Here is an 11,899-nt window from a genome sequence, read left to right as displayed (position 1 = left end):
CATGTTTAACGCGATTGATTTTGCACGATTCGCCATTGGCACTGCCGCCAAGGCAGTCGCTAAGGTCCCTGCCGTAAATACACGGTTCCATATCGGCGACCGCCTGAACGGACCCTGGCCCGAAGGCCCATTCCTGTGGATGCACGGGGCAAGCCTCGGGGAATGCAAGATGCTCCTGAACCTCGCGAAGTTCCTGCAAGAGGACATCGCGAACCTGCCCTGGATTCTCATCACCACGCAAAAGGTGGAGGTGGTCGAGTTCCTGCAGGAATCGGGCGGGCAAATCGAGGCGGCCATCGCACCCGCCGACACGCAGACCGCCATGAAGGCCTTCGTGAAGAAGGTCAAGCCCGTCGCGCTCGTGCTCGCCGAAAACGAGCTCTGGCCAGGCTACATCTCGACAATGCGCACGCTTAGCGTAAAGCCCTCCGTCGCCATAGTCTCGGGCCGCTACCGCAGTTCGTTCCCGGGCATAGACTTTTCGCCCGTCGGGTTTGCCAGCATGCAGACCGGCGGCGACCTCTCGCGGTTCATGAACGTCGCCTCCAAGGCCAACATCGCGAACACCATGATTGGCGGCGACTGGAAGATTCTCCCCTGGGTGCGTGCGGGCAAGGATATCGCGCGCAACGAGAACCCGACCATCGATACCGTATTCGTGTCGATGCACATGGCCGAATGGGCAAGCCTGAGCCGCATGATAGTCTCTTCCATCAAGCGGCAAGAATCCGTAGTGCTCATCCCGCGCAGGCTCACCGAGGTCGAGGCATTCCGCAAGGCGCTCCTCGAGCAGGAACTCCTGGTCGTGGACTGGCCGCTCGTGCAGAAGGGAACGGTCTCGATAGTGACTCACTTCGGGCTCACCAAGGACGTGTTCAGCAAGGCCCGCACTGCAATCGTGGGCGGCTCGTTCAGCCGCGGGATAGGCGTGCACGACTTCTGGGAACCCCTGCAGATGGGCGTTGCCACCTGCATCGGGCCGTTCGCTACCGGGCAAAAGGAAAACGTCGCGGCACTCGTACGCGAAGGCGTGCTGACGCAGCTCATGTCCACCGCCGGGTACGCGAGGCGGAACCTTCCCGACCCGAAACTCGTGAGCACGTTCCTCACCCACGAGAAGGCGAAAATCCAGGATTCCTACCGCCAGTTTGTCGAATACATCCGCAGTATAATTCCGCAGGGAGCGGTCTAAATGAAAAAACTCGTACTTGCCACCCCGCGTGGGTTCTGTGCCGGCGTCGACCGTGCCATCCACGTGGTAGAAAAAGCCATCGAAAAGTTCGGTACCCCCATTTACGTGCGTCACGAGATCGTGCACAACAAGTTCGTGGTGGACACCCTCAAGGAGAAGGGCGTCGTGTTCGTCGACGAGGTCGACGAGGTACCGGAAGGCTCGGTCGTGATATTCTCCGCCCACGGGGTCGCAGAACACATCTACGCCGATGCCGAAAAGCGCGGGCTCAAGGTGCTCGACGCAAGCTGCCCGCTGGTGCTCAAGGTGCACTACAGCGCCAAGAGGCACTACGCCGCGGGCCGCCACACCATCCTTATCGGGCATGCGGGACACGCCGAAGTGGAAGGCACGCTGGGGCAACTCCCCGAAGGCGCCATCACGCTCATCCAGAACGAGGCTGACGTCGCGAAGGTCGCCGTACCCGAAGGCAAGGAACTCGCCTACATTACCCAGACGACGCTCTCCGTGGCCGAGACCCGCAAGATTATCGACGCCCTCAAGGCGAAATTCCCGAACATCGTCGGCCCGAATGCGGGCGACCTGTGCTACGCGACAGGCAACCGGCAGGCGGCGGTTCTCGACCTCTGCAAGCAGGTCGACATGCTCCTCGTGGTGGGGGCGAAAAACTCCTCGAATTCCACCCGACTCATGGAACTGGGGCTGGAGCAGGGCATCAAGAGCCACCTGATCGCCGGCGTGAACGACCTCGACCCCTCCTGGTTCGAGGGCATCGAGTCCGTGGGCATTTCGAGCGGGGCGAGCGCACCCGAAATCCTGGTCCAGGAGGTGGTGGACTGGCTAAAAGCCCGTTTTAGCCCTCTAAATACCGAAAATTTGATAAAATTGCTGGAATCGACCAAGTTTAACCTGCCCAAAGAGCTGCAGGATTAACTTTAGCCTTGACAATTCAGTGATTTTTATCTAAAATTGGTGTCCGAAAAACAACGGAGTTTATTATGAGCCGCATTTGTGAAGTTACCGGTAAGGCCGGCCTCGTGGGCAACATGGTTTCCCACTCCAACCGCAAGAAGTTGATGAAGCAGCTTCCCAACCTCCAGAAGAAGCGCTTCTACATTCCTGAAGAAGACCGCTGGGTGACCCTCCGCGTGAGCGCCGCCGGTCTCCGCACCATCAACAAGGTCGGCATTCAGGCCGTCGCCCAGGAACTCGGAATCTAATTCCCGCTCCGGCTACAGAATTTAACCGCCAAGGTGACCCTTTGGCGGTGTTTTGTGTATCTAGTTATTAGTCATTAGTTTAGTTTGGCGCCTCTGGCGCTTTTTTTGACCAATAACTAATGACTATTGACCAATGACTACTTATTGATAAACTGCGGCACGCCCTTGTACTTGGCGAGGCTAGCCATGATGTTCGCCATTTCCCAGTCCTTCTCCTTGAAGCGGCGGCGGAGCAGGGCAACGAACACTTCCATGAGCATCTCGCAGTCGTAGACGGCACGGTGCATCTTGGCGGGGTCAATCTTCATGGTGAACTCCCCGCGCTTCATGAACAGGCCCGCCATAAAGCCCAGCTTGTGGTTGCTGAGTTCGGGCAAGATGGTACGCGCCATCACGAGGCTGTCGACCACGGGGTTCACGGGCACGAGCTGCGGGTTCTTGGCATACGCCACGCGCAAAAAGCTCGCGTCGAAGTTCGCGTTGTGGGCCAGCAGGATAGTGCCCTGGCCGCAGAAGGCTGTAAACTTCTTGAGGCACTCACCCACGGGAGGGGCATCCCTCACCATGTCGTCGGTAATGTGGTTCACCTTGGAGGCCTCCTCGGGAATCAGCATGTTGGGATTCACGAGCATGTTGAATTCCGAGAGCAACTTCGGCACCACCTTGTTCCCCTCGACGGCGACGGTGAACTTGACCGCACCGATTTCGATGATTTCGTCCTTTGTATTTACCAATCCAGTCGTTTCCAGGTCAAATGCGACAAATTTTGGCGGCAATGTAATCACGGCTGAACCTCCTTTCTATTTTCTGAATTTTCAATGCAAAAATACTTAATTTCGATGTCAATAGATGACATCGGGAGCGGAACTACAAAATTATCCCAGGTATGGAGCGTAAAATGCGCCCCGTAGCGGGCGTCGACCTGCCAGAGAGGCCGGCCCGAAGCCTTCGAGAGCCATGGGGAACCGGGTTTGACTTCGAGTGCCGGACCGCGGGGGCCATCGAGCGCCATGCCCACAAATCCGCCCGAACGGAGCGTTTTTAGCAGGTGGCGCACGTTCAGCGAACCGCGCGTGTCGGACCCGCGGGTGACGGTGTACCCGAGGCGCGTGAGCGTGCGGGCAAGGAATTCCCCGTCATGCGATTCCGAGACAAGCGCGTGCACCCCCATTCCGCGGAAAGCCGCACCGCAGGCGAGCAGGTCGCGGTGCCAGACCCCGAGAATACCCGGCCCGTAGCCTTCCGGCGCATGGACGCGGACCCGCAGGCTTTTTATCCAGAGCCTGCACACAAATGCCGCAAAATCAACGCCAAACGCACCGAACATGCTCAAAAATTAGTTTTTTTGCCCATTTGCTCTTGGCAAAAGTGCAATCATTATCTATATTAGCGCTCACATCGGCGACGTACCCAAGTTGGTAAGGGGCGGCTCTGCAAAAGCCTTATTCATCAGTTCGAGTCTGATCGTTGCCTCTTGAAAACCCCGCTCACACGAGCGGGGCTTTCTTTTTTTTAAACGAGTTTTCCTTTTCAAGATTTTAGTTGCTACGAAGAACAGAACACTTACGACGAGCAAGTCGCGAGGTAGCGCTGCAGTTCCTCGACGTAGCGCTCGCCCACCAGGCCAAGCAGCATGTTGCGCTTCGCGATGTAGCCGATTTCCATGACGCGGCGCGATTCCTCGCTCTTGTCCTTGAAAGGCACGGCCAGGTAGTCGGAACCGTTCAGTTCCTCGCAGATGATGCCGGAGCAGAGCGTGTAGCCATTGAGGCCAATCATCAGGTTCAGCATGGTGGCGCGGTCGTTCGCCTTGATGGTGCGCTTGTATTCGTTTGTACTTAAAATCTCTTCGGCAAAGTAGAACGAACTGTTGTCACCCTGTTCAAAGGAGAGGCACGGGTATTCCGCAAGTTCGTCGAGCGTAATGAACTTGTTTTTCGCAAGCGGGTGCCCCTTCCACAGATAAACATACGCCTTGCAGTCGATAAGCTTGTGGAACGCGAGGTCGCGGGCGTTCAGCAGGTTCGTGATAATCTTGCGGTTGAAGTCGCTCAGGTACAGGATTCCGATATCGCTCTTGAACGATGCCACGTCCTCGATGACTTCCTTGGTGCGGGTTTCGCGGATGGCGAACTCGTATTTCTCGGTATCAAACAACTTAACAGTCTCGACGAAGCTCTTGACAGCGAAGGAGTAATGCTGTGTAGACACGCCGAACTTCTTCTTGCGCTTGCCAATCTTGCCGTACTTCTCGAGCACGGTTTCATAATGGTGGTAGAGTTCCCGCGCATACGAGATGAAGTCCTCGCCCTCGCTCGTGAGCTTGACACCGCGGCTCGTGCGGTTGAATATGAGGATATTCAGTTCGTCTTCCAGGTCGCGGATGGCGGCCGTGAGCGAAGGCTGCGAAATGTAGAGTTTCTCGGCAGCCTTGTTGAAGGAGCCGGTTTCTGCGATGCCGATGGCGTAACGGAGTTGCTGGAGAGTCATAAAACCTGGTTGTTAGTTGTTGGTCATTGGTTAATGGTTATTCGGGGCGCGGGGTGTTTGTTGCGGGCTTACTTTTGTTTTATAACGCGCTTGTTTTTTTGTTTTCCTATTGAATTAGTAGGAATAAATATAGATTAAAACTATATATTTGGCAAGTGGTTATAAACCGCATTTTGCCGTCTAGGCGTCTTTTTCGCCAAGAATAAGCCGGATGACAGTCAGGGCCTGGTGTGCGGCGCAGAGCATCACGCGGGGGGCGGTGAGTCCGATATCCTGGTCCACGTCGCTCTTGCCGTCGCCGCAGAGGTAGAAGCGCCCCGTTACCTTGCGGGTGCGAATCGCGTTCCCGCTGCCAAAACCCGCCATGCCACTCGCAGCGACAAGCGTCTTCTGCGGGAACTGTTCCAGGACAACATCCACAAGCATCGCCTTCGCGTCGGCCCTGTCGAACGCCTCACACACGACGTCGGCATCTTCAAGCAGGCGCACCGCATTTTCGGCAGTCACCTTCTCGTTATGAACCTCGTACCGGACATAGGGCGCAACTTCCTTCAGGTTCGCAAGAAGTGCCTCCGCCTTCGGGAGCCCCACCTGGGAGGCCTTGTACTGCTGGCGATGCAGGTTCGTGATATCGACCGTATCGAAATCAATCAGGATGAGTTTCCCGATTCCGGAACGCGCGAGCGAGATAGCGATATTCGAGCCGAGCCCGCCGAGCCCGCAAATAGCGACCGTCGCCGCCTGCAGTTTTGCAGTCGCAACGCTCCCCTGCTTCTTTTCGAGGGCGGCAAGGATTTCTTCGCGCGATGGAACCGGATGGCAGTCCATGTTACCCGCCACCTACAAAGTTCACGACTTCGACGCAGTCGCCTTCCGCAAGCACCGTCTCGCCGTACTTGGCCTTTGGAACGATTTCCCCGTTCCGCTCGACAGCGATGCGCACCTGGTTGTAACCCGCCTCGGCAAGGTACTGGACAAGCGTCTTTCCGGCTGCGTCTACATTTTCACCGTTAATTTTAAGCATAGACTATTCCTCGAACGGACGCACGCGAAGCGTAACGCCAAGCTCTTCGCAAATCTTGCGGCAGGCTTCAATCTTTTCTTCGGGCATTACCTTCTCGACCACCGTCATAACCACGTTCTTCACGTGAGCCTTCGCGAGCACCGCAAATTCCTTGATGGCATCGAACGACTGTATGCCGAACTTGGAGCGCGTGAGTGCCAGGAATTCCTCGGCATTGGGGGCGTTCAGCGAAATGGATACCGTGTCGAAGCGACCTTCGAGTTCGGGCGTAATATCCCTGCCGTGAATCAAATTTGCAAGGCCGTTCGTATTCACGCGCACCTTGAGCTTCGGGTACTTCGCCTTGAGCCGGTCAATCACCTCGCACACGTCGTGCAGGCGTTCAAGCGGTTCGCCGAACCCGCAAAAAACCAGGTCGTTGATAACGGAAAGGTCGTAGGGCGCGAACAGGTCCATTACTTTATCTACACTCGGTTCACCTTCCTTGAGCCAGAGCGAATTGCCTTCCATCATCTTCTTGGTCTGGCGCAGGCAAAACACGCAACTGCACGGGCAGCGGTTCGTCATGTTCACATAGATGTTCTTGCCCGCAATGTCGCCGCTGTTCGCGATATCCAAATAGCCGGCCTGGCCGACTTTTCCTGTAACCGTATATACTATCATTCAGTCCCCCTTTAATCTTCTATGAGGTCGCGAAGGAACATCTCGACGCTCAGGCCCCAGTGATCGGGAACGTTATTTTGTTCACAATACTCAATGCACTTGGACGCAAATTCCGTAGCGCGCAGTACCGATTCATAGAATCCATGCCCATTCAGGTACATACCCGCAATCACAGCGCTTATCACGTCGCCGGTCCCGCTCCGGTCACGGCCGATGCGGTCCACCATGATAGTGCGGGGCGCACTGCCGCGGCTGTACACGTAGTTCATAATCTGCTTATCGCTGTAATGGATTCCCGTCACCACGATATGTTCGGGGCCACGTTCGCTCAAATTTCGGCACAAGCCTTCCAGTTCATCGGCGCTGAATTTTCCATCGCGATAATCAACGCCCATCAGGGAGCAAAGTTCCGTGAGGTTCGGCGTGAGTATGTCGGCGTAATGCACGAGCGCGCGCATCTTTTCGCAAAGTTCCGGAGTGTAGGTGGTGTAAAGCCTGCCGTAGTCGCCCATCACCGGGTCGACCAGCGTAAACACGCCCTGCTTCTTGAAGGTCTTTATAAAATCGACAACAATATCGACCTGTTCTTCAGAACCCAGGAATCCCGTAGCGATTGCATCGAACGACATGTCCAAATCCTTATAGGTCTGGATATAGTCGCGCATCTTGGAAGTGTAATCGTCGAAAAAATACTTGGGGAACTGCGTATGCGTCGAAAGGATTGCAGTCGGCACGGCAACGGCCTGAATTTTCATGGCCGAAACGACTGGCGCCATGACGGCAACAGAACAGCGACCGAAACCAGTGATGTCATTGATCAACGCAATCTTTTTCTGTGGCATAGCAGGCTATAATTTAGAAATTAAAGCGAAGTCATTCTGGAGCGGAACGCAGTGGAGTGACAGAATCTACCGCTTCACAAGCACGCGAGCGTAGGCAAGAGCCGCCGATACGATGACAGCGAGAAGCGTGGGACCGAGCGGCACGGAATCCAAGCGCACGGCGACCTGGTACACGACAAAGCCCGCAAGCCACGCGAAAAGGTTCCAAATCCAGAACGCCTTGCCGGATGCGCAGGCAATTTCTTCGCGGGCAGTTTCTTCGCCGGTATGAACTGCGCCGGCCTTCCCGAAGTAGAACGACACCAGAAGAACGGCGGCCATCGGTGCAAAGACCGAAGCGATGAGGTAGAGGAAGCTGATGTAGTGGTCCATGATTCCCGAAATCGCGAGGAGTGCACTGATGGCGCTCACCACGACGCCCGTGATTTTCGGGTTCAGCCTGCGCACAATCGCCTTCGCCGATTCGCCCGCGGAATTTGCCGCAAGGAAGTTCGTCGTGACGGTAGAGAGCACAACGATAACGATGCCCGGGATTCCGAGACCCGCAAGGAGAATCGCCTTCGCGATGTCGTTGCCCACACCGGCACTTGCGATTTCAAGCCCGATGAAATACATCCAGAAACTGGCGATGGAGTAAGCGATGGCAGAAACCGCCGTAGCGCGCACCGGCTTTTCCACATCCTTCGTGTAGTCCGAAATCACGGGCAACCACGAGAGAGGCAGGGCCATAGATATTTCAAAGATGTTCCAGAAACCGAGGGCGTGGCCCGCGGAATCCGCACCCGAAGAGGATGCCCCGGCAGAAATCGAGCCCGTTCCGAACAACTTAACCGTCAAGGCAGCAAGCAAGACGGCGAGCACCGCCATCACGACGGTAGTGACCTTCGCGAAGCGACGCAGACCCACGAAAACCCAGAGCGCGATAAGCACCGCAAGCAGCACGCAGGTCAACGGGAACGAAATCGGAAGGTCCAGGCCCGCGAGCACGGAGGCGCCCTGCGCGTTCAAGACCGCAATCCACGCCACCAGCTGGAAAAGGTTCAGCGACGCAAAGAACTTGGAGCCGTATGTCCCGTAGACAGAGGCTGTCGTTTCCATCGCGTTCACCCGGATGCGGGCGCCGATAAGCCCCACGAAGAACAGGAAAATTCCGCCGACGATATGCCCGAGAACCAGAGGCAACCACAGGGAACCCGGAGCAGCCTCGGCACCGATTTCTATACCCGCCTCAATTTCGGAAACGGAAACTGCGACGCCGAACCAGATGACGGCATTGGTGAATAGACTTGTGCGTTTTTCCATAATTTTTTCCCTATCTTCTAACAAATTTGTGCGCAAATATAGAACGCCCGTTTCTGGGCGTCCAATACTTTTTATATGGCGTAGGTTATAGGTTTTTCCTATAACCCATCTCCTTTACGAATTCGTTGCAGCCTTGACTTCCTCGATTTTCTTCAGAACGGAGCCGTCTTCCATCGCCTTCATGGCCTTGTCGAAGCCTTCCTTGATGCTGGCTGCCTTCTTGCTGATGTAGAGGGCGGCACCGGCGTTCAGGGCGCAGGCGTACTTAATGCCCGGGCGGCCCTTGCCGTTCAGCACGTCGAGAGCGAGGTTGAAGTTGTCGACTCCCGTACCGCCGGCGAGGTCTTCGGGATCCACGGAGGGGATGCCGAAGTCCTTGGGGTCGATGCGGTAAGTCTTGTACTCGCCATCTTCCAGGATTTCGGCGATGGTCGTCGGCACGCAGGGCGAAATTTCGTCGTAGCCGTCGTCACTGATGGCGACCATCACGCGCTTCGCGCCGAGGGCCTTCGCCGCCTTGGTGAACGGTTCCAGCACGGTCGTGCTATAGACACCGAGCATCAGGTACTTGGCTTCGGCCGGGTTCGTGAGGGGGCCGAGCAGGTTCATGATGGTCTTCACGCCGAGAACGCCGCGAACCGGGCCCGCAAAGCGCATGGCACTGTGGTAAACAGGCGCCATGAGGAACACGAAGTTCGTCTTGTCGATGACGGAGGCTGCCTTTTCGGGAACCATGTCCAGCTTGAAGCCTGCGGCCGTATAGAAGTCGGCGGCGCCGGACTTACTGGAAACCGCGCGGTTGCCGTGCTTAGCAATCTTTGCGCCACAGCTGGCAGCAATCAGGCCGGAGAGCGAGCTCACGTTGAAGCTTCCCTTGCCGTCGCCACCGGTACCCACGATGTCGGTGAGTTCGTCGCCACTGTAAGGGAACTTGCGCTTCTTGCTGCTGAGTACCTTCGCGCAGCCAGCGATTTCGTCGGCAACAGGGCCCTTGCTGGAAAGTGCGGTAAGGATAGCAGCCATCTGGCGTTCGTCCATGATGCCGTCGGTCAAGTCTTCCATGAACATTTCGGCGGTTTCGCGGCTCAAGTCCTTGCCTTCGGTAAGCGTGTTCAAGATTCCGCGCACGTCAAGCGGTTCGCGACGGTAGTTGAGGAACGCCTTGAAGAATTCGTCGGCGCGGCCGCTGGCAATAGATTCCGGGTGGAACTGCACGCCTTCAATCGGGAGCGTCTTGTGGCGAATGCCCATGATATCGCCGTCGGTAGCACGCGCGGTCACTTCGAAATCCGGAGAGAGCGTCGCTTCGTCAACGACCAGGCTGTGGTAACGCGTGAAGATGTTCTTCTTGCCGATGGTGCGGAAGAGTCCCTTGCCGTCCAGGTCGATTTCTTCGGCGATGCCGTGCTTGATGAACTTGGCCTGCACAATCTTTGCGCCGAAAGCGTAACCGATGGCCTGGTGGCCGAGGCAAACGCCGAGAATCGGGAGTTTGCCCGCAAAGTGCTTGATGGCTTCCACGGATATGCCGGCGTCTTCGGGGCGGCCCGGGCCCGGGCTCACAATAAGGCGGCTCGGGTTCAGTTTTTCGATGTCGGCGATGGTGCATTCGCGGCTACGGAGCACGCGGATTTCTTCGTTAGTTATTTTTGCAAGCGCCTGATAGACGTTGTAAGTAAAAGAGTCGTAGTTGTCGATAATGATGATCATCTTAGTTTTCTCCTTCGAGCACGGCTCTGATTGCTCCGAGCTTTTCGTTCGTTTCTTCGAATTCGCGGTCGGCGTTAGATGCCGCGACAATGCCGCCACCGGCCTGCAAGCTGATGGTCTTGCCCTGCTTGAGGCAGCAACGGATGGCGATGCAGAAATCCAAGTCGCCGTCGGATTCCATATAGCCAACCGCACCTGCGTAGAAGCGGCGCTTGACCTTCTCGAGGCCAGAAAGGATTTCAATCGCGCTGATTTTCGGGGCACCGCTCACCGTACCAGCCGGAAAACTGGAGCGCAGCACTTCGATGGCCTTCTTGTTCTTCGCCACACGGCCCTGCACGTCAGAGACCAGGTGAATCACGTGGCTGAACTTTTCGCATTCCATGTACTTGGTGGTTTCCACCGTACCCGCTTCGCAGACGCGGCCCAGGTCGTTACGGGCCAAGTCCACGAGCATCAGGTGTTCGGCGCGTTCCTTCGGGTCGCCCTTCAGGTTCTTCATCAGGGCTTCGTCTTCTGCGTCGTCCTTACCGCGGCGGCGGGTACCTGCAATCGGGTGAATCGTTGCAATGCCTTCACGCACACGCACGAGGCTTTCGGGCGAGGCACCAATAAACTGGTGCGTGCCGTAATCGAGGAAGAACATGTACGGAGACGGGTTAACCGTGCGGAGCCTGCGGTAAATATCCAGCGCCGCGATGTCGCTTGCAAACTGGATGCGGCGCGAAGGCACGGCCTGCACGATGTTGCCGGCGACAATGTGCTTCTGCAGGGCTTCGACCTTTTCCACGTATTCCTTGCGGGACTGTTCCAGGTCGGTCATCGTAATGCCCTTGCCGTACTGCGGTTCGGGAGCGAGGTAACTGAAGTCCAAATCCGCGAGGCGAGTTTTCACGTTCTCGATGGCCGCCTTCAGGTCAATCTGGTGTTCTTCGTAGTTCAGGGCGAACAAGTGAAGCTTTTCGGTAAAGTGGTCGAACACGATGTAGATGTGGCCCACCAAAAATTCCGCTTCGGGAATGTTGAGTTCGTCCACCTGCGGGGCAAGGCGAATCGTATCGCAACGGGCACAGAATTCATAACCGAGGTAGCCCACGCCCGAAGAAGGAATAGGAATCTGGTTGGGCGGCACCGTGTTTTCGGCAGAGATCAGCGTGAGGGCGTCGAGAATGTCACCCTCGCCTTCCTTGAGGAACGTGCTTTCCTTGCCGTCGATGATGATGCTCACGTCCTTCTCGTTCTGGCGCAGACGGAATCCTTCGTCCACCATCAAGGTGGAGTAGCGGCTACGGCCATGCGAGAAACTTGCCGATTCGAAGATGGCCTTCGCACCGAGCTTCTTGCCGAGCGAAAACGGGGTGTAACGTTCGCCCGGGAGCGCCACGTAAATGCTATCAGTACGCGGCTCGTAGGTCGGTTGTTCTGTAATGTGCTTGATCTTGTTGGTCATATGATC

General features: G+C 56.5%; 13 protein-coding genes and 1 tRNA gene. 4 read left to right on the top strand and 10 right to left on the bottom strand.

What is annotated here, in order from left to right; genetic code table 11:
- Position 1 precedes the first annotated feature (1 nt).
- The 3 genes from BUA44_RS12900 to rpmB all read left to right on the top strand — a co-directional run bounded on the left by BUA44_RS12900 (position 2) and on the right by rpmB (position 2,412).
- Positions 2-1,192: a glycosyltransferase N-terminal domain-containing protein gene (locus BUA44_RS12900; protein WP_072812797.1), complete on the top strand. Its 1,191-nt coding sequence runs from the start codon at positions 2-4 to the stop codon at positions 1,190-1,192.
- Positions 1,193-2,125 carry a 4-hydroxy-3-methylbut-2-enyl diphosphate reductase gene (ispH, locus tag BUA44_RS12895; RefSeq protein ID WP_072812795.1) on the top strand — a complete coding sequence of 311 codons (933 nt, stop codon included), beginning with the start codon at positions 1,193-1,195 and terminating at the stop codon, positions 2,123-2,125. It abuts the gene before it with no gap.
- A 65-nt stretch (positions 2,126-2,190) separates the two neighbouring features.
- Positions 2,191-2,412 (top strand): 50S ribosomal protein L28, encoded by a 222-nt coding sequence (rpmB, locus tag BUA44_RS12890; protein WP_072812793.1) that lies wholly within the window; start codon positions 2,191-2,193, stop codon positions 2,410-2,412.
- 137 nt (positions 2,413-2,549) lie between these two features.
- Here rpmB and BUA44_RS12885 read toward each other — a convergent pair whose 3' ends face one another.
- Both BUA44_RS12885 and BUA44_RS12880 read right to left on the bottom strand, forming a co-directional pair.
- Positions 2,550-3,197: a 3'-5' exonuclease gene (locus BUA44_RS12885; RefSeq protein ID WP_072812790.1), complete on the bottom strand. Its 648-nt coding sequence runs from the start codon at positions 3,195-3,197 to the stop codon at positions 2,550-2,552.
- Positions 3,194-3,739, bottom strand: coding sequence for a lysophospholipid acyltransferase family protein (locus BUA44_RS12880; protein ID WP_254794758.1), 546 nt, complete (start codon positions 3,737-3,739; stop codon positions 3,194-3,196). Before BUA44_RS12880 ends, BUA44_RS12885 begins: the two co-directional genes overlap by 4 nt.
- A 73-nt stretch (positions 3,740-3,812) precedes the next feature.
- Between BUA44_RS12880 and BUA44_RS12875 the strand changes: the two genes are divergently transcribed.
- Positions 3,813-3,885 (top strand) — tRNA-Cys (locus tag BUA44_RS12875).
- Positions 3,886-3,975: 90 nt separating this feature from the next.
- Here BUA44_RS12875 and BUA44_RS12870 read toward each other — a convergent pair.
- From BUA44_RS12870 to BUA44_RS12835, 8 genes are all read right to left on the bottom strand, one after another.
- Positions 3,976-4,902, bottom strand: coding sequence for a LysR family transcriptional regulator (locus tag BUA44_RS12870; protein ID WP_072812788.1), 927 nt, complete (start codon positions 4,900-4,902; stop codon positions 3,976-3,978).
- Between the two features lie 180 nt (positions 4,903-5,082).
- The gene (gene thiF / locus BUA44_RS12865; RefSeq protein WP_072812786.1) at positions 5,083-5,730 is read right to left on the bottom strand and encodes a thiamine biosynthesis protein ThiF; all 648 of its coding nucleotides are present in this window, start codon (positions 5,728-5,730) and stop codon (positions 5,083-5,085) included.
- Position 5,731: 1 nt separating this feature from the next.
- On the bottom strand, positions 5,732-5,926 hold the full coding sequence (gene thiS / locus BUA44_RS12860; protein WP_072812783.1) for a sulfur carrier protein ThiS: 195 nt from the start codon (positions 5,924-5,926) through the stop codon (positions 5,732-5,734).
- 3 nt (positions 5,927-5,929) lie between these two features.
- A complete protein-coding gene (locus tag BUA44_RS12855; protein WP_072812781.1) occupies positions 5,930-6,589 on the bottom strand; it encodes a TatD family nuclease-associated radical SAM protein in 660 nt (219 codons plus the stop codon).
- Between the two features lie 11 nt (positions 6,590-6,600).
- Entirely contained in the window at positions 6,601-7,431 is an 831-nt protein-coding gene (locus BUA44_RS12850; RefSeq protein ID WP_072812778.1) for a pyridoxamine kinase, read from the bottom strand.
- Positions 7,432-7,497: 66 nt separating this feature from the next.
- On the bottom strand, positions 7,498-8,733 hold the full coding sequence (locus BUA44_RS12845; protein ID WP_072812776.1) for a cytosine permease: 1,236 nt from the start codon (positions 8,731-8,733) through the stop codon (positions 7,498-7,500).
- 114 nt (positions 8,734-8,847) lie between these two features.
- Complete coding sequence (locus BUA44_RS12840) at positions 8,848-10,443, bottom strand: bifunctional anthranilate synthase component II/anthranilate phosphoribosyltransferase (protein WP_072812773.1); 1,596 nt, start codon at positions 10,441-10,443, stop codon at positions 8,848-8,850.
- Position 10,444: 1 nt separating this feature from the next.
- Positions 10,445-11,893, bottom strand: coding sequence for an anthranilate synthase component I family protein (locus BUA44_RS12835; RefSeq protein WP_072812770.1), 1,449 nt, complete (start codon positions 11,891-11,893; stop codon positions 10,445-10,447).
- Positions 11,894-11,899: the final 6 nt, after the last annotated feature.

This window comes from Fibrobacter sp. UWR3 (assembly GCF_900143055.1).
Taxonomy (GTDB): domain Bacteria; phylum Fibrobacterota; class Fibrobacteria; order Fibrobacterales; family Fibrobacteraceae; genus Fibrobacter.
Note: the sequence above shows the minus strand (reverse complement) of the source record. Positions and strands in the feature narration are given on the sequence as shown.

What these genes read in the sequence shown, in the direction of transcription:
- BUA44_RS12870 (WP_072812788.1), bottom strand. Translation starts at nt 4,902, where the DNA reads ATGACTCTCCAGCAACTCCGTTACGCCATCGGCATCGCAGAAACCGGC.
- BUA44_RS12850 (WP_072812778.1), bottom strand. Translation starts at nt 7,431, where the DNA reads ATGCCACAGAAAAAGATTGCGTTGATCAATGACATCACTGGTTTCGGT.
- thiS (WP_072812783.1), bottom strand. Translation starts at nt 5,926, where the DNA reads ATGCTTAAAATTAACGGTGAAAATGTAGACGCAGCCGGAAAGACGCTT.
- BUA44_RS12845 (WP_072812776.1), bottom strand. Translation starts at nt 8,733, where the DNA reads ATGGAAAAACGCACAAGTCTATTCACCAATGCCGTCATCTGGTTCGGC.
- thiF (WP_072812786.1), bottom strand. Translation starts at nt 5,730, where the DNA reads ATGGACTGCCATCCGGTTCCATCGCGCGAAGAAATCCTTGCCGCCCTC.
- BUA44_RS12855 (WP_072812781.1), bottom strand. Translation starts at nt 6,589, where the DNA reads ATGATAGTATATACGGTTACAGGAAAAGTCGGCCAGGCCGGCTATTTG.
- ispH (WP_072812795.1), top strand. Translation starts at nt 1,193, where the DNA reads ATGAAAAAACTCGTACTTGCCACCCCGCGTGGGTTCTGTGCCGGCGTC.
- BUA44_RS12835 (WP_072812770.1), bottom strand. Translation starts at nt 11,893, where the DNA reads ATGACCAACAAGATCAAGCACATTACAGAACAACCGACCTACGAGCCG.
- BUA44_RS12840 (WP_072812773.1), bottom strand. Translation starts at nt 10,443, where the DNA reads ATGATCATCATTATCGACAACTACGACTCTTTTACTTACAACGTCTAT.
- BUA44_RS12900 (WP_072812797.1), top strand. Translation starts at nt 2, where the DNA reads ATGTTTAACGCGATTGATTTTGCACGATTCGCCATTGGCACTGCCGCC.
- BUA44_RS12880 (WP_254794758.1), bottom strand. Translation starts at nt 3,739, where the DNA reads ATGTTCGGTGCGTTTGGCGTTGATTTTGCGGCATTTGTGTGCAGGCTC.
- rpmB (WP_072812793.1), top strand. Translation starts at nt 2,191, where the DNA reads ATGAGCCGCATTTGTGAAGTTACCGGTAAGGCCGGCCTCGTGGGCAAC.